Source organism: Varibaculum cambriense (genome assembly GCF_022133705.1).
In the GTDB taxonomy this organism is placed as follows: domain Bacteria; phylum Actinomycetota; class Actinomycetes; order Actinomycetales; family Actinomycetaceae; genus Varibaculum; species Varibaculum cambriense_A.
In genome coordinates, this window is record NZ_JAKNHJ010000003.1 from 74,352 (window position 1) to 90,892 (window position 16,541).

Below are 16,541 nucleotides of genomic sequence, written 5' to 3' on the forward strand. Positions count from 1 at the left end.
TTAGATTTTTTCTAGCCTGAGGACATTCGTCCTATTAAGCTCAGATTATAAATGGGTTCCAGATTGTCGGTAGGCGTCGGGTTGGCTATAGTTGTCAGATTGTCTACGTGTCTCGGGTTGTCTGATTGTCTATACGTCTCGGATTGTCAGATTGTCTATACGTCTCGGATTGTCCATATAGGTCAGATTGTCTGCGTACCCCAGGGCATCTACCCGTACCAGATTGTCTGCGTGCCCCAGATCTTCAGTGCATCCCGTAGCGCCTACACTCCCCACATCGTCAGTGCGTCCCATATTGCCCATGCGCACCAAACGCTCGCGCGATCCCCTCATCAAGGGACTACTAATTAGGAGCTTCCTCAACAGCACCCCTCAATTTCGTCTCCGGAGGGTGCTCTCGTCGCCGGAGGGTGATTACGTCACTGGAGGGTGTTTTAACCAGCCGTAAAACCCGGTCACCTCGTCCCGCGTAACCTTTTCGCCCTCCCAAGGCAAAATCGCCCTCCCACGGCGAAAACACTATCCCGAAACAAATCACCCTCCCGAGACAAGCGCGCCCTCCTCGCAAAAGGAATCAGCACTATATATAAGGTCAAACGCATCGATTCCACCCCCTGCGCATCCCCGTTCTCCCCGTCCTCGAAAGCTAGCTTGCCGCCGGAGGGGGGATCTGCCTTCGGAGGGTGTTTACGTCCGTAGAGGGTGCTCCTGCCGCTCGAGAGCGAAAACGACGCTACGTACCTATACTCAAAATCCGAGACACCTCAAACTATGTGAGTGTAAAGAACCAATAACACAGAACCTCGCCAAAATGGGAAATGAAAAAAACAGGAAACACAATCTGTATACGAGAAAAGATGCTACAGCGAGCCTTGATATTCGGTACGGTTACCGCCTATACTCAAACCGATAGATCCCCGGTCAGGCCTCTTACCCCGCGCGGGTAATGCCCAAATGACCGGGGCCTTTATATTTCCCGGAGATACTGATGGATAAGCCCAGGCGCAGCTATACCGAACAGGTAAAGCTACTAGCTAGCCGCGGTATGCGGGTAGACGATGTAACCACAGCTGAAGAGTTCCTCTCAAAGGTAAGTTACTATCGACTGTCTGGATATTTTCGGTATTGGCAGCGCGACGCCGCCCACGCGGACAACCGTTTTACTTACAATTGCTCCTTAGAGCGGGTGCGCCAGCTTTACGAAGCAGAACAAGCATTAATACTTGTCTGTGATGAAATTCTGCACCCGCTAGAAGTTCTTTTACGCACCCGTTTCGCATATATTTACGCCGAACTCATAGGCAAAACAGGTGAATTCGCGGCTGGAAAAGGTTTCACTGAACCCCACAGTCCCTCCGCTCCGCGTGTTGAAGAGTATGCGTTACGAGATCTCGACCGCAGTAAGGAAACTTTCGTGGCTCACTATCGCAAGACTCGCGAAGTCAGGAAAGGCTATTCAGTCAATGACTATACGGATATGCCCATATGGGTCGCGGTAGAGGCCTTTTCGTTTGGCACCCTCTCCCGGCTAATTGAGGCCTCGGGACAATCAGGAGTCCTTGCCACGTTAGCAGATTCAATGGGAGTTTCTCGCACCTATCTACCAGGGCAAATACGTTCTTTCGTATACCTGCGAAACCGCGTCGCTCACTGCGCGAAACTATGGAACCATTCCGTGCTCGATGTGCCCGGACTACCCTCAAATATTAGCAGGAGAGCGCAGCGACATCACCGAAAATTTGGAGACCACTCGGTTTACAAGATTTTTATCGCCCTGGACGAGGTGGCGAGGCGATCTGGCATCGCTAAAAACTGGCTGAGCGAAAGGATCGATCCGGTACTGGACGGCAATCCACTTCTAGCAGCGGGAATTGCTACCCCGAAAAAATATGGGGAAATGTCGCCAGAGCTATTATCTGGCGAATGCTAGGTGGTTTTTTTACTAGGGAGCAACTTAGAAGCATAAGGAGATAACGCGGGCGGTATACGTAATGCTCGCGGACTTTTCAGCTGAACCGGTTTTTCCCGCAGATTGAGGTGCGGACGGATTGTTGGAGAGTGTTTTATGAATGTTTCGTATTCTCCGGTAGATTCTCCCTCCCTCTGCAAGCACAAAGACCCTCCCGAGACGCGAAAATCGCGCCCGATATCCCGTATTTCTTACACTCCGGAGGGTGGATCTGCCTTCGGAGGGTGATGCCGTCACTGGAGGGTCTTTCAACCAGCCGCAACGCTCGGTCGCCTCGTCCCGCGTCACCTTTCCACCCTCCCGCGGCGAAAATACCCTCCAAGGACAAGATCACCCTCTCAAGACATAATTACCCTCCCACGGGATCTAAAAACCAAGCCTCCTCACGCCAGTCCCCAGGTACAAACAAACTGAGAATATCCTTGCCTGGTTATTGAGGAAAAGGCTCGGCAAACCATGCCTGTCACGATATATCTATGTTTCCGACAACAACCTGAAGCAACCTGAATCGACTTGAATTTACTTGAATTAAACGGTAGAGCTATGTTTCCTGAACTCATCAGCACCCAGGCGTTTTCGCGGAGGGTCCTTGAAGACTCCCTAGCAAACGGCTCCCTAATTAAAGTCGGGCGCGGACACGTGATCAGGCCCTTGAAATCAGCGAACAAATGGCAGCGGATCCGCTACGTAAAGCTAGGGCAAATCGCCTCCCATGCCGCGCGATGCCACACTCCCCCGGTGTTTATCGGAGTTACCGCCGCCCTGCTGCACGGTCTGTCCCTAAAATCTCTGCGAGGTGATACTCCTATACACACCTCGACTAGGCATTTTGAAAAGAAACTGCTGCCAGCTTGGGTTGACGTCGACACCTCCCAAGGACGTCCTGTCCGCACGCAAATACCTCCGACTCCCCTGATTTTCCATAAGATCACCCTCCCCAAAGATTCTGCTAAATCTATTGGTCACCGAGTGCGCATCACCGACCTTCCTACGACCACGTTGCAATGTGCCGCCTGGCTCCCAGCCGGAAGCGCGCAAGCAGTTGCTGATTCTGCAGCTAGAAAGCTAATTCCGCAGTGGCGCGAACTTGATCGTCGCGGCCGAGAGACTTTCGCAGACCAGATTCCGAAACTGCGCGCGCAAATGACAAACCTGGCCAACAACTATCGAAAACGGCTCGGAGCGCCCCAAGCTCGGCGAATCCTCGCAAATATGGATCCCAGATTCGAAAGCTATGCAGAATCTTTATTTCATGCCGCAGCCCAGTTAGCACAGGTGAAACGGCTAATTCCTCAATTTCAAGTTAAGATTTCTCCCGCTCAAAGCTATTTCCTGGATGCCGCCCTCCCGAAGATTCGTAAAGCATTTGAAATCGACGGGATGCAGAAATATCGAAGCAATGATCCTCAGAAAGCTTACGAGGCTATCCAGGGTGAAAAACAGCGTCAAAGTCGGCTACAAAAACTCGGATGGCATATTTACCGATTCACCTACGAGGACGTGGCAGACACGCTAGGCTTCGCCAAATTCCTGTGGGAGCGGCTCGGCACCAGTTGGAACGGTGTGGCACTTCCTCCCCTTTATCGCTTGAAAAAGCCTGCATTTAATATGTAGAGACCTATAGCTCCCTGGTTGCATTATTGCGCTGAACACTTCTTTTGCGGTTTTCTATCCTCGCGGCAAGTGGTTGTTTCACGCATGAAACGGACCAATCGCTCCCCTTATTAATCACTCCTCCTTAGCTCGTCCTCCTCATTTCGTCCATATCCTGTTGCTACCTTTCCATCCGCACCTAGTATGCATATCCCCGCCCGCGGAGGGCGAACCTGCCACCCTAAATAAAAGGAGTGCGTGCGCCCTCCTTACTGAATAGCAAAAACCGCACCTACCCACTCACTTGCTACGACTTAAATGTCTGTATCCTCTAAGTCCTTGGAGGGTGAAAAAGTCGGGTGTAGACACATAACCAGGCAAAAGATGCGCCAGAATCACCCTCCACACACAAAACCACCCTCCCGAGACATAAATATCCTCCCAGGCGAGGAACAAAAGCGAACTGTAAGGCCTGCTGATAAAAGTCGGAGGGCAATTTTGTCTCTGGAGGGTAAAAATCTTGGGTAGTATCCCGTTACTAGGACATATGCGCGACAGCAGCGCCCTCCACATGCAAAAATAACCTCCCGAGACCGAAATGCCCGTGCGCCTCACAACCCCCTCCCGAGGCCGTAAGACCTGCCAGCGCGAGGAATATTCGAGGGATCCAAAAACGGAATTGCCTAGAGCTGGAGGGTGATCTCAGCTCTAGAGGGTGAAAATGTCAGGTGTAGACACATAACTGGGCAAAATATGCCCCATAATCACCCTCCACGCGCAAAAACACCCTCCCGAGACAGGAATACCCTCCAGCGACAGAAAGACCCGCCGGCGACGGGAGAAAGTGAGGTAAGCAGCAACCGGGAAATAGCTAAAAAGATTGTGACCCGAAGAAATCTGTGGAAATCCCTCGGGTCACAATCATCAAAAAATATTAAGAATCTATCGGCGGTGCTTTCTTAAGAATATTTTGGCGCAATCTTTGCGTAACGCTACCTTCACATAAGAGCCATAGATCTAGGTCAGCACTAAATATCAGGAACGGCAGTTACCACTAGCGCTCCGCAGCAGCGTACTAGCATGCAGTCGCTACAGGCGAATAACCTTGAAGCTGTTCGAATAGATCGGCGCTACCTTTACAACGTCACCCGGTTTGGGAGCGTGGATAATCTTCCCACCGCCAACATATATAGCCACGTGACCTGATTTCCACAAAATGTCACCGGGCTGTGCTTGGCTGAGCGGCAACTTAGTTCCAGCTGCAGCAATCCCGCCGGTTGAACGAGGTAGCGAATACCCCAGCTGGCGATACACGTACCCCACAAACCCAGAGCAGTCGAAACCACTGGGACTCTGGCCGCCCCAAACATAGGGCACACCCCGATACTGCATCGCGATTCCTACCGCAGTGCCATCAGCTTTGCCCAGGTCACGACCTACAAAAGTCTCGGCGGATTTTGAGGACGAGCGCTGCGTGTTCTGGGTAGGCGCAGCCGCAGCCGGAGCAGTACCTACCTTCGCGGCCACATTCGACTGCGTAGGTTCCGCCACCGCAGAAGTAACTTCTTGATTAACGGTCAGCTTCTCTACCGTGCCTTTTGCCAGTTGCGCAGAATCCACGGAGGTGGCGATTTGCTTGGCCGCAGTGGCATCTGCACTGGCGGGAACGGCGGCCGCCGCCACTACTGTCAGCGCAACCCCGGAACCAGCGAGCGCCGACAAGCGCTTGCCATTTTCGGAGGAAAATAGGGATTTCGCAGCTTGAGAAACCGGAGTAGAGGGACGGCTCGGAGCGCGGTGACGCGCCTGAAGTTTCTGAGTCACGATGAGAGCTCTCCTAAAAGTGCTTATTTCGCTTTTGGCCGGAAAACTTTTCGGTAGCTACCTAAGCAGTTCCTCTGGCCGATTGGTCGTAACTAAATATAATGCTTCGATAACGGAATGTCACGTTTTGGTTACGAAAGTTTTTTAATATTTCGTCGCGCCTGAACACCTAAGTGGCCAGCCTCACAAAAACGCGCGCCCTCAACACCGGGAAATAACCCCCAAAAATCCCGCATTACCGCAGCTCAAAACCTGTATTAAATAGGCCTAATCCCTATTAAAAACCCCTTCGACAAACAGATGCTGCCCCAGGGACGTGTCCAGTAACACAGTTTTTTCCGTGTCGACCCCCATAACGGCAATCCGACCATTTTCAGGCTGCAGATTCACCTCTTTACCAGGTAAAATAGCCGCTTCATCAAAAAACGCCAACATCCGGGGCTCTGCTTGGATGGGTTCACCGATTCGCACGATTTTGGTAGCCACAATACCGCCATATTGTTCCACAATCTGAGAAATGGAAGTCCCCCGCCCCTCAATCCCGTCATGCCCATCGGGAATCGGATTGCCATAAGGATCGGTAGACGGGTGATGCAGCAGATCTAGCAGGCGCATCTCTACCGCGGCAGACATTACATGTTCCCAGCGACAAGCCTCATCGTGAACCATTACCCAGTCCAGACCGATCAGATCCAATAACAAACGCTCAGCTAGACGGTGTTTACGCACCACTTCCCGTGCTAGCTCCACCCCCTGCTCGGTGAACTCGATCCGGCGATTATCAGCCAAATAAAGCAGACCATCACGTTCCATACGCGCAACAGTTTGGGAAACAGTGGGCCCTGAATGATCTAAACGTTCCACGATGCGGGCGCGCAGAGGCGGAACTCCGTCCTCTAGCATCTCGTAGACAGTTTTTAGATACATTTCCGTAGTATCAACCAGGTCACTCATTAATGCCCCTTATGCTGTGCCATACGCGGGAGCTGTCACCGCGCAATTACCCGCCTTCAGGTTAACCCGCCAGCCGATATATTTTCCTTTCCCCAGCATTATCTAGCACCATAGCGGCTAGATTCGCACCGATTTATGCACCTAGAGTAAGGTTTTCCCTATGGAGAACTTCATTAGCATTCCCGCAGATTTACTACCTGAAAACAAGAAATTCGGCGCTGGCCCCAGCTCAATAAGAAAAACCGCGCTTGCGAAACTTGCCGCCAGCGATTTGCCCGGCACCTCGCACCGGCAAGCCCCAGTTAAAGACCTGGTAGGTTCACTGCGCGGGGGGCTAAAAGAATTGTTCTCCCTTCCCGACGGCTACGAGGTGGTCCTCGGCAACGGTGGCGCCACCACTTTTTGGGCAGTGGCCGCGTCCTCTTTAATTAGAGAGCGTTCCGCGCACGCCGTGTTCGGTTCCTTCGGGGCCAAGTTTGCGGAAACTGTCAGCGGGGCTCCGCATCTAAAAGACCCCATGAATGAGCTAGGGGGTATCTCGGCGAGGGCGCAGGGGCAAGAAACCGCGAGCGACATTGCGATTTTGCGCGGCGGGCAAGAGGGAATCGATACCTATTGCTATCCGGCGCACGAGACTTCTACCGGCGCCCTCAGCCCGGTAAACAGGATCGCGGGAGGATTAAACCTGGTAGATGCGACTTCGATTGCGGGCGGGGTGCAGGTCGATATTTCCCAGACCGACGTTTATTACTTCTCGGGACAAAAATGTTTCGCGGCCGAGGGCGGGCTGTGGGTGGCACTGGCCTCCCCGGCCGCTCAGGAACGAGCGCAAGAAATTAAAGAGAATCCGGGAGCGGGGCGCTGGATTCCGCCGGTGCTCGATTTTTCGGTGGCGCTAAAGAACTCGGTTAAGAACCAGACTTTAAACACTCCGGCAATTGCCACCTTGATTTTATGGGAAGACCAGGTGCAATGGATGCTGTCCCAGGGCGGACTGGCGGAGATGGAAAAACGTACCCGCGCTTCCTCGGCGGTGCTTTATGAGTGGGCTGCTTCCCGACCCGAGGTTTGCCCCTATATCTCGAATCCGCGGGAGCAGTCCCCGGTAGTGGTGACGATTGATTTTAAAGATATTAATGCGGATACGGTGATTGCGCAGCTGCGGGCCAACGGGATTGTAGATATTGATCCTTACCGCGCGTTGGGGCGCAACCAGATTCGGGTGGCCTGCTTCCCCAATGTGGAAGTGGCCGATACCCAGGCGCTAACTGCCTGCCTAGATTACGTAATCGATCGCCTCTAGCGCCCTAGAGCCCTATAGCACCTGCCACAGCTTTCTGCGTCCGCTAAGCAAACACCAGGTGTTTATCTTGAGTGCGACACTGCGTCAGATACATATTGATAATGGTTTGATAAGGAACTCCGGTACGCGCAGCCTCTGACTTGAAATAGTCAATGTTGGCGACATCGAGATTTATAGTGACCGGTTTACGTAAACGTTCCACATAGGGATTAACTCGGCTTTCGCTAAAATCGTATTCGTTCCTCATGACCTGCACCTCCAATATTGTTGTTCCTCGTTTTTTGTTGCTTTCCGCGCAGAGATTATGCGGATAATCCTCCCTCGTCCTCGTAAACAGTGACAGACGGTAAGCACCCGAGCCGACAGGCTCAGCCCTATCAGCACAAATCGCTGCTCATCTTGAGAATGATCCGGGTCGTCGATTATGCGAGCATAGGGATCACCAAAAGCCTCTGCAGCTTCTTCGAAAGTTACCGCGTGCTTGTCTTGGTTGATTGCGGCTTTGGCATCATCCCATTCGAAGCTTAGATAACTTTCTATATCCATATGGATATCATACATACGAGATACATATTTCACCAGGGTTTTTGGCGAGAGTTACCGCCGTCTTTACCCAAGTTTTAGAACTAGCGCCCGTGTATTAAGCAAATAGTCCGTGGGAGCAGCACCCGGCCACTCCCACGGACTATTTGTTCTTTTAAGGCTCTTGCCCCGTCTGCACTATGACAGCAGGGATTGGATTGGCCCGAGGCTGAAGTAGATAACGAACAATACGGAAACTACCCACATCAGGGGGTGAATCCGCGAAATCCGCCCGGAAGCCATCTTTACCACCACATAGGTGATGAAACCGAACCCGATACCGACCGTAATCGAATAGGCAAACGGCATCATCATAATGGTCATAAACGCCGGAATCGCTACGTCAGCGCGCGTCCATTCAATATCGCGCACATTAACCATCATCAAGAAGCCCACGAACACGAGGGCGGTCGAGGCCGCTTCGGCGGGTACCAGCTCCACTAGCGGGGCGATAAACATAGACACCCCAAACAGCAGGCCGGTAACTACCGATGCCAAACCGGTACGCGCACCCTCGCCAACCCCAGAGGTAGACTCCACAAACGAAGTGTTAGAAGAAACCCCGCCCAGGCCACCGGCCATAGCCGAAAGCGAGTCAATCAGCAGGATTTCGCGAGTCTTAGGCGGATTGCCATCCTTGTCCAACAAATTCGCACCCGCACCAACAGCCACCATAGTGCCCATAGTGTCGAAGAAGTCGGCCAGCATTAGCGAGAAAATCAAGAGGACGACCCCAACCGCGGTGGTGTGGGGATTGGTGAAAGGTCCAAAGAAATCAATCGCGCCGATAGTAGATAGATCAGGCAGGGAAACCGGGGATCCCTGCAGCTGCGGAACATTAGATGCCCAGGCCGAGACGGCTTCTTCGTCAGCTGCGCGCGAACCCAAATGGGTGAAAGCTTGCACTATAAATGCTAAAACCGTAGCGCTCACGATCCCGATCAAAATCGCGCCTTGGACTTTGCGAACATAAAGCACCACGATCACAATCAAACCGAAGCAGAACACTAGCGCCGGCCATCCCACGAGGGAGCCGTTGACCCCCAGCTGCACCGGAGTGCCCCCGGGACGAATAATCCCGGCATTAATCAAGCCCACAAAGGCGATAAACAGCCCGATCCCCACGCTAATCGCAGTTTTTAGCTGGGCGGGAACCGCTTTGAACACGGCCTCCCGAAAACCGGTCAGCACCAGGATGGTGATAGCCACGCCCTCCCAAAAAATCAGCCCCATCGCTTCCTGATAGCTAAGCCCCAAAGCCTCTGGATTAGCCAAAGTGAAAGCCACCACGGCGTTTAGTCCCATACCGGAAGCAACCGCCAGCGGGAAGTTAGCAACTAGCCCCATTAGCAGGGTCATCACGCACGCAACCAGGGCGGTACCGGCGGCGATTGACGATTGGCTTATATCTTTGGGGGCTGCCACACCCAAAATCGCGGCGTTAACCACCAAAATATAGGCCATAGCAAAGAAAGTGACCAATCCGCCGCGGACTTCCCGCCCAACGGTAGAGCCCCTTTCCGAAATTTTAAAGAAACGATCTAGGGAACTATCCGGCTTTTTCGCCGTATCTTGAGAAGACAAGATAACTTTCCAATCCGCCACCAGGGGCATAGAAGTTACTTACAGGCTCATTATCGGAAGATTCTCAGGGTTTTTCCAATCCTGCCCGCTATGCGCAACTTAATTGCATGTCTGCCTGCAAAGCAGTTACCTCTTGGCGCTGACGGTAAGGTGCTAAATCTCGACCTGCTCTACATCCAGTTCATCCAGCCGCGCCGGAGTGGGCTGCCAGGGAGAAGTATCCACCTTCACATCGGTTTCCGAATGGGAACCACAGGTGTGATCCATAGAGACTACCCGCCCATCATCGACCGACCATTCATTGGTACACACCCCGAACATGGTGCGCATACTGCCCGCCATTTTCAGTAAGAATCCGCAGGTAGAACAGGTGTTTTCCGGGAGCCGTTTGCGGGTCATCCCGCGCCGCGCCGGCCCTTGCTCCGAATGGTACCAACGTTTAGCAGCTTGGGCGCGCCCACAAGCCGAAAGTACCCGGGGACGGCCAAGACCAAGTTCCTCCACGGTACGCCGATCTAGATCTTCGGCATTGGTGTCCGCATAGGACTGATCAAGGCGGTCATCATCGGGAACATACGGTAGTACGTCCTCGCGTTTTACATCTTGAGGACGCAACCGCTCTGCCCAGGGTACCCACGGGCGTGCCAGCAGCGCGTCCTCGCCTGGAAGTAAATCAATTTCGCAAACCGTGGCTTTGCGGCCGCGCGGCACCCGCGCTAAGACTGCTACCCAGTGCCAGCCGCGATAACCGGGCTTTAAACATTCAAAACTGTGGGTGGCCAGGCGTTCACCTTCACTGGTGGCACCCAAATGCTGCCCAATTTCTTCCGGCTTAGCAATGGGCGCCAGCCCCTCGCGGGCAATATCGACCGCGCTGGCCAGTATGCTATCTACTTTTCCCGCTTTACGTCGGGTAGTTTCACTCATGTGCGTCTTTCTTAGTTCACCGCCGCCACTAGGCATCGAAATCGTCGGCAACTGCCCGCAGCAGCTGCGCGATCTTTCCGCCATTATCCGGGTAGCGTCCATGCCGCAAATGCCCGGAGGAGGCGTCCAATAACTTAATCAGGTCTTCTACTAGCGGCACCATGTCTTTGGGTTTGCGCCGCAAATTCTTTGCCACCGAGGGCGTACGTTGCAATATTTGCACCGATAGGGCTTGCGGGCCGCGGCGGGAGTCGGCAACTGAGAACTCTACCCGCGTTCCCGCCGAGGGAGGTTTAGCGCCAACAGGTAACACGCTGGCATGTAAAAATACCTGCGAGCCGTCTTCTGCAGTGATAAACCCGAACCCTTTGTCGGCATCAAACCACTTAACTTTTCCGGTTGGCACTGATTTCTCCCCTACTTTTTCTTAATCTAGGTTACATGAGGCAACATATAACCCACTTCTTTGCATATGATAATGCAAAGTGAGGATTTAATCCGCTCCGGGCTAGCCTCATTAGTTAGGGAGAAACTTAAGTGAAAGTCTTAAAGAGAGTCGGCTTACTGACGATAGTGCTTCTAGCTGCGCTTTTTGCCGGTTTCACAGTCAGCGGCAATATTGCACACGCCGAAGAACCACCAACGATTTCCGATCATGTATATGATCCCGGTGACAAGCTTGGGGGGCAGGCCAACAAGGTTAAGGAACGGCTAGCTTCTTTGGATCGTTCTGGACTACACGTGTATGTGGCGTTCCCCTCTGAATATTCCAATGAAACTGTCAGCAATTGGAACCTGATGGCTCTGCAAAAATCAGGCGCCCCGCAGGGATCCTACATGCTCTCGATAGTGGCTGATAACCCTAATCAGACTATGTATTTAGCTTCTGCAGATAATGCGGCGAAACTCTCCCAAGAAGAATTATCTGCTATTGCCTCCGAAAAAATGGTGCCCTTGCTAAATCAACAAAAATACCCGGAAGCAGTGTTAGCTTACCTCGATGCGCTCTCTGCGAAGGCGCCAGAAATGGGCTCGGGCTTGGCGGTTGCCCCTTGGGCAATGATTGCTTTTCTGGTTGCGTTAATCGTGGTAATTATCGTGATTTCCCGGGTGCTCAGGGCGCGGAGAAAAGCCCAAAATCGAACCGAGGATAATGCTTCGGGTGAATCGACTGAAGCTCTCGCGTCGCAGGATTTGCGGAGCCAGCTGCCTGCCTTTGCGGTTGGGACCCGGCAAGGCGGAGTAACAGAATCCGAGGTCTCCACAAGTAAAGAATCTTCGAAAACAGCTGTGGTTGACGAGGACGATCACGAGGACGAGCAGCCTAGTAAAGGCAAATTCCGTTTACGCTTTGGACGAAACGATAAATCCTCGGGTAAATCTAAGTCCGGCAAAACACCAGTTGATAATCCCGACACTGCCAAGGCCGTCTCGGAAAACTTCGCGGGTGCCGCGTCCTCCCAACCGGCGGCAGCTGCGCTTTTGCAGACCCCTAGCACTGATGCTGGTCTGGTAAATAAGGAACCGAACCTAACCTCCGTCGCCGGGACAGCCCAGGTTAAGGCAGAGGAACCAAATCCAGCTATTCCCACCGGCGTTCCGGGCACTTTGAATACCTCGTCTAGTGGAAAAGTGCCTTCGCTGGCAGAACTGGATCAGATCGCTTTAGCGCGCACGAGGGCGCAGACTATCAACAGCACCGAGGCGAATGCGGGCTACCAGGTTTCTCCCGCACCCCAAATGCAAGTACCCACTTCCTCGCAACTACCGCCTCAAAGCGAAGAGCGGGCGCTCCCGCAAGCGCCCGCACCAGCTCCGGCACTATCTGGGGAACAACCAGCGCTGTCCCCGCAGGCAGCACCGTTGCAGCCAGTGCAACCGGGGGCTGCAGCCCAGGAAACACGACCGGGAACATTTGCTCCCGAGTCAACCGGTCTGCCGGCTACGGGGCCCGCACAGGTCAGCGCGACTACTCCCCGCTCGAACGCGTCTTATACCTCGCTAGGGGCGAGCTCGCCCCTAGCACCTGCAACCGGGACGTCCTCGGCTCCGCAGCGGCATGATTCGGTGCTGCGCCCTGGAGAAACTACCTATTTGCCGCCGCAGGCCAATGATGATGACACCCAGGTTACTTCTGCCGCGCAGATTAAGGATTATGGCCAGGAGCGTCGCGATGAGATCGCCCGGGCGAAAGCCCGTGCCCAGGCAGCTGATCGTTTCCGGGAAGAACAGGCAAGAAAACAGGCTTCGGCCACTGCGCAAACCGCGCAACCCGCGCACGCGGCTCAGCCGCAAATCAGCCCTCTGCCGGCAAGCGTCAGCCATGAGGGTCAAGCAGCCCCACCGTTTGCCTCTCCGCTGCCACAGCAGGCAGTCGCTTCTCCGGTTACGCCGGCTGTGCCTCAAAACGCTGTCCCCGATAAAGGGAATGCTTCCCGGCCTCACTTAGGTTCCCAGGCAGCAACTCACGCAGCTTACTCGCCGGCAGTTACTTCCCGTACCTCCGATGATTTCGCCCGGCAGGCACTAGATAGTGCCGCTGCTTCCGCCCATCAGCGCGGGCAGTCTCGGGTGCCCACGCTACCGAAAATGGCGCCCGCAGTTAACAATCTAACTGCCCGCTCTTTGCCACCGGTATCTCCGCAGGCGATCCCGCAAGTATCGCGACAGGCACCTGGACAGGTGTCGCAACAGACACCGGGACAGGCACCGGCCATGGCGAACGGCCCCGCGCTCTCCCCTGCTCCTTCGCAGGTGGCAGCGCAACCCGTTAGAGTAGCGAAGCAAAGCGTTAAACCCTCGCCGACACCGCAGGAAACTGCCCATCAGGAAGAAGCGCGCCCGGCACCTGACTTTACGAAAGTATTGCGACAGGCAGATTCCTGGGCTCGTAAGGGAGCCAGCAAACTGACGCTCGCCCAGCAGCGGGCAGGAAAGACGGTGACCCAGCCCTTTGCTTTGGCGCTGGTTCGCGCTCAAGATAGCGTCCGCGCTGCGTTTGCGGAGTTCGCTACTGCCCAGTTGCAGTCACGTCCTATTGATCAGCAGATCGTAGCCGGTAACCTGCCCGGGCCGCTGCGTGAGCTACGCGATCAGATCACCCACTTTACTAATCTGTATCACCAGCAAACCCCGTTGAACGAGATCCTTTTAAGGTTTGAGCGGGAAATCGTGACTTGCCGGGAAGACCTGGTCAGATGCCGGTTGATTGTGGAGCGTATCCAAAACGTTGATCCCCAAAAGGCCACGCGTATTGGTAACGATGTGATGGGAGCCCACAAACTACTTTCTCGGGCTCAGAACCTAATCGAGGACGCGAGGGCTAGAGATCGCGCCGGACAAGAAAATGAGGTTCTGAAAGCTACCGTACGAACCGAGAATCTCTTATTGCAGGCACAAAAGATCGCGCGACAAGCACATGCGGAAGAAGCTGCCCTGCGCGCCGGGGCAAAAGTCGAGGCCGCGCTAACCTTTGCGGAAAAAGTCGAGCCGCTCAGTGAGCAGGTCGCGATTTTGATGGCGGCTGTCGATGACTATATCGGGGTTCACACCGCGAAAGTGGGAGTGGCGGCTCGCACCATGCTAGACCTGGCGAATCGAACTTTAACCCGTCTTGACCAGCCAGGTAACCATGATCCGCAGGAAGCTTTGCGGCTGTTGCAACGCGCGCAGCAACAAACCGAGCAGGCTCTCCGCCTAGCCGAAAACGATGTAGCGAAGCGGAGCTAGCTGGTTAAGAGCTTGGGCAAAGGCTCTGATAAGAGCTAAACCTTTGTGCTTGAGCGAGCTTTAGCGCCTGCTTGCCGATAGGATTTAGCTATGTGCTTAGCTCGATTCCGTAAACGGTTACTGACATTCTTCCTGGCAGTACTGGCCGCTACCGTCACGGTAGTCGTGCCCGCGAGCCTCGCGTTAGCGGCTCCTCCCGCCAGCAGTTTCGATAAGCATCTTTCGGATCCGGCTGGCTATCTAGAGAACTCGGAGCAAGTAGCGGAAACGTTAGCTGGCGCCTCTAGCTCTGATTATCAGATCTATGCCGCCCTCACCGATAACTTCTCGCCGTTAAGCGCGCAGCAATGGTGCGTGAAGAGCCGGGAGCAGGCAGCAGGCAATAGCCAGAGCGTGCTGTTAGCTATCGCGGTAAAAGAGCGTGCGTACTATATTTGTCCGGCAGCTAATGTGCGCATTAGCGAAACTAAGCAAAATCGCATAGTTCAAGAAATAGAACCCCTGCTGTCCCAAGGTAATTGGGATCAAGCGGTTAAGGTGTTCGCGGTTAGCGCGGCCTCGTCCTCCTCTGATCTGGGCGGCGCCGTAAGTGAAGAAGAATCGGCGAGGACGGGGGGTTGGTTTCGACCGCTAGCGTTAGTGCTGGTGGTAGCGGGGATCGGGGTCGGCATTATGATCTTTGCCCGCAAACAGTCAAAGACCCGCGATCAAATAAAAACCAGGCAGGCCGCGTCGGATAAGCAGCTGGTAGAACAGGCGGGCGTAGATGTCTTGGCCGCTGACGATGCTGTCCGGGGTGCAAAAGAAGAACTAGAGTTCGCGAAAATGCAGCTTGGGACGGCACAAACTGAGGAATATGCCCAGGTGTTAGCCCAGGCGAGTCAGGCGCGAGATAGCGCTATGGAGAAGTTGCGGGACTTAGATTCCCTCTCAGGTATCCAAAAATCTCAACAGGCACAAGCAGCTTCCAGCGAGGCTAAACGCTGCCAGGAGCTGTTAGCACAGCAGACAGAGAAACTGACGAGGCTGCGCGAATCTTTAGCTTCTTTACCTAGCCGGATTCAGAACCAGTTATCGTTGATATCCGAGCTAGAAACCCAGGCGAGCCAGCTTCCCGCCATCATAGCGGCACTGCATAAGACCCACCCTCAGGCGGTATTAACCTCACTGGATGATGCGCCCGAGCAGGTCAGCAACCTCTTGGGGGCTGCGCGGGAAACTTTAGAGCCTCTACAGAGCGAGGATAGCTCGCCCAGCCTGAAAGTACAGGTACAAACCGCGGAACGGGCAATCGCCCAGGCTCGCACCCTGATAAAGGAGGTTTCCGAGGCCGAGACCCACTTGGCGAACCTACAGCAATCGCTACTGGCAGCCGTGACTTCTATTTCCTCAGACCTAGATGATGTAAAACGCCTTAACTTGCAGGACAAATCAGTTTTTCAGACCCTGTGCGCTAAAGCGCAAACCGCGATTGATAACTGCTTGCAAGCCCGCGATGGTCAGGGCGATCCCCTCGCATCTTTATCGGCGATTGCCCAAGCCGAAGCCGATTTGGATCAAGCGTTGGCGCCCTACCGGCAAGACAGTGAGCAAAAACAGAAGGCCGCGGCCAGACTACAGACGGCTTTAGCTAGCGCGCAAGCCCGGATAGCTAGCGCAAATAGTTACGTTTCTAGTCACCGCGGCGCGGTAGGTTTAGATGCACGCCAGTATCTAGCGCGCGCCGAATCCCTCTACCAGCAGGCACAGGCTTCGCGGGGAGATACCGGGATCAAATTAGCGGAACTGGCAGGAGAAGCTGCCGATAAAGCCCGCGAGAGCGCAAGTACCGACTACCAAGAGCGCCGCAATGATTGGGATGGAGGGTCAGGAGGAAACAGCAGCGATTTCCTAACGGGGATGATCCTAGGCGGAATCTTAAACGGCGGACGGGGCTTCGGCGGCGGAACCAGTTGGGGTTCAAGCTCCGGAAATTCTGATTGGTTCGGCGGCGGTTTTGGGAGCGGTAGCGGATCCGGCTTCGGAGGTAGTTTCGGCGGTGGAAGCTCCGGGGGCGGCTTCGGAGGGAAGTTTTAG

The 16,541-nt window shown here is 54.2% G+C and carries 13 protein-coding genes; 5 read left to right on the forward strand and 8 right to left on the reverse strand.

Going from position 1 to position 16,541, the window contains the following annotated elements:
• Window positions 1–129: 129 nt before the first annotated feature.
• The gene (locus L0M99_RS02030) at window positions 130–333 is read right to left on the reverse strand and encodes a hypothetical protein (RefSeq protein WP_238127552.1); all 204 of its coding nucleotides are present in this window, start codon (window positions 331–333) and stop codon (window positions 130–132) included.
• A gap of 655 nt (window positions 334–988) precedes the next feature.
• Here L0M99_RS02030 and L0M99_RS02035 point away from each other — a divergent pair.
• Window positions 989–1,930, forward strand: a complete 942-nt coding sequence (locus tag L0M99_RS02035; protein ID WP_024059296.1) for an Abi family protein — start codon at window positions 989–991, stop codon at window positions 1,928–1,930.
• A 582-nt stretch (window positions 1,931–2,512) separates the two neighbouring features.
• On the forward strand, window positions 2,513–3,583 hold the full coding sequence (locus L0M99_RS02040) for an endonuclease domain-containing protein (protein ID WP_238127553.1): 1,071 nt from the start codon (window positions 2,513–2,515) through the stop codon (window positions 3,581–3,583).
• A gap of 1,068 nt (window positions 3,584–4,651) precedes the next feature.
• On the opposite strand, the gene L0M99_RS09895 is transcribed toward L0M99_RS02040, so the two are convergent.
• Complete coding sequence (locus L0M99_RS09895; RefSeq protein ID WP_238127554.1) at window positions 4,652–5,386, reverse strand: C40 family peptidase; 735 nt, start codon at window positions 5,384–5,386, stop codon at window positions 4,652–4,654.
• Between the two features lie 267 nt (window positions 5,387–5,653).
• Window positions 5,654–6,340: a metal-dependent transcriptional regulator gene (locus tag L0M99_RS02050; protein WP_238127555.1), complete on the reverse strand. Its 687-nt coding sequence runs from the start codon at window positions 6,338–6,340 to the stop codon at window positions 5,654–5,656.
• 160 nt (window positions 6,341–6,500) lie between these two features.
• On the opposite strand from L0M99_RS02050, the gene serC reads away from it, so the two are divergent.
• Window positions 6,501–7,643, forward strand: a complete 1,143-nt coding sequence (gene serC / locus L0M99_RS02055) for a phosphoserine transaminase (protein WP_238127556.1) — start codon at window positions 6,501–6,503, stop codon at window positions 7,641–7,643.
• Between the two features lie 43 nt (window positions 7,644–7,686).
• On the opposite strand, the gene L0M99_RS02060 is transcribed toward serC, so the two are convergent.
• The 5 genes from L0M99_RS02060 to L0M99_RS02080 form a co-directional block, all read right to left on the reverse strand.
• Complete coding sequence (locus tag L0M99_RS02060) at window positions 7,687–7,890, reverse strand: hypothetical protein (protein ID WP_238127557.1); 204 nt, start codon at window positions 7,888–7,890, stop codon at window positions 7,687–7,689.
• Window positions 7,887–8,189 (reverse strand): BrnT family toxin, encoded by a 303-nt coding sequence (locus tag L0M99_RS02065; protein ID WP_038109952.1) that lies wholly within the window; start codon window positions 8,187–8,189, stop codon window positions 7,887–7,889. Before L0M99_RS02065 ends, L0M99_RS02060 begins: the two co-directional genes overlap by 4 nt.
• A gap of 174 nt (window positions 8,190–8,363) precedes the next feature.
• Window positions 8,364–9,839, reverse strand: coding sequence for an NCS2 family permease (locus L0M99_RS02070; RefSeq protein WP_238127558.1), 1,476 nt, complete (start codon window positions 9,837–9,839; stop codon window positions 8,364–8,366).
• A gap of 123 nt (window positions 9,840–9,962) precedes the next feature.
• Window positions 9,963–10,736: a DUF3027 domain-containing protein gene (locus tag L0M99_RS02075; protein ID WP_238127559.1), complete on the reverse strand. Its 774-nt coding sequence runs from the start codon at window positions 10,734–10,736 to the stop codon at window positions 9,963–9,965.
• Window positions 10,737–10,764: 28 nt separating this feature from the next.
• Window positions 10,765–11,142, reverse strand: coding sequence for a cold-shock protein (locus L0M99_RS02080; protein ID WP_024059304.1), 378 nt, complete (start codon window positions 11,140–11,142; stop codon window positions 10,765–10,767).
• 131 nt (window positions 11,143–11,273) lie between these two features.
• Between L0M99_RS02080 and L0M99_RS02085 the strand changes: the two genes are divergently transcribed.
• On the forward strand, window positions 11,274–14,465 hold the full coding sequence (locus L0M99_RS02085; protein WP_238127560.1) for a hypothetical protein: 3,192 nt from the start codon (window positions 11,274–11,276) through the stop codon (window positions 14,463–14,465).
• Window positions 14,466–14,555: 90 nt separating this feature from the next.
• Window positions 14,556–16,541 carry a TPM domain-containing protein gene (locus L0M99_RS02090; RefSeq protein ID WP_238127561.1) on the forward strand — a complete coding sequence of 662 codons (1,986 nt, stop codon included), beginning with the start codon at window positions 14,556–14,558 and terminating at the stop codon, window positions 16,539–16,541.

What these genes read in the sequence shown, in the direction of transcription:
- L0M99_RS02030 (WP_238127552.1), bottom strand. Translation starts at nt 333, where the DNA reads ATGAGGGGATCGCGCGAGCGTTTGGTGCGCATGGGCAATATGGGACGC.
- L0M99_RS02035 (WP_024059296.1), top strand. Translation starts at nt 989, where the DNA reads ATGGATAAGCCCAGGCGCAGCTATACCGAACAGGTAAAGCTACTAGCT.
- L0M99_RS02040 (WP_238127553.1), top strand. Translation starts at nt 2,513, where the DNA reads ATGTTTCCTGAACTCATCAGCACCCAGGCGTTTTCGCGGAGGGTCCTT.
- L0M99_RS02050 (WP_238127555.1), bottom strand. Translation starts at nt 6,340, where the DNA reads ATGAGTGACCTGGTTGATACTACGGAAATGTATCTAAAAACTGTCTAC.
- serC (WP_238127556.1), top strand. Translation starts at nt 6,501, where the DNA reads ATGGAGAACTTCATTAGCATTCCCGCAGATTTACTACCTGAAAACAAG.
- L0M99_RS02060 (WP_238127557.1), bottom strand. Translation starts at nt 7,890, where the DNA reads ATGAGGAACGAATACGATTTTAGCGAAAGCCGAGTTAATCCCTATGTG.
- L0M99_RS02065 (WP_038109952.1), bottom strand. Translation starts at nt 8,189, where the DNA reads ATGGATATAGAAAGTTATCTAAGCTTCGAATGGGATGATGCCAAAGCC.
- L0M99_RS02070 (WP_238127558.1), bottom strand. Translation starts at nt 9,839, where the DNA reads ATGCCCCTGGTGGCGGATTGGAAAGTTATCTTGTCTTCTCAAGATACG.
- L0M99_RS02075 (WP_238127559.1), bottom strand. Translation starts at nt 10,736, where the DNA reads ATGAGTGAAACTACCCGACGTAAAGCGGGAAAAGTAGATAGCATACTG.
- L0M99_RS02090 (WP_238127561.1), top strand. Translation starts at nt 14,556, where the DNA reads ATGTGCTTAGCTCGATTCCGTAAACGGTTACTGACATTCTTCCTGGCA.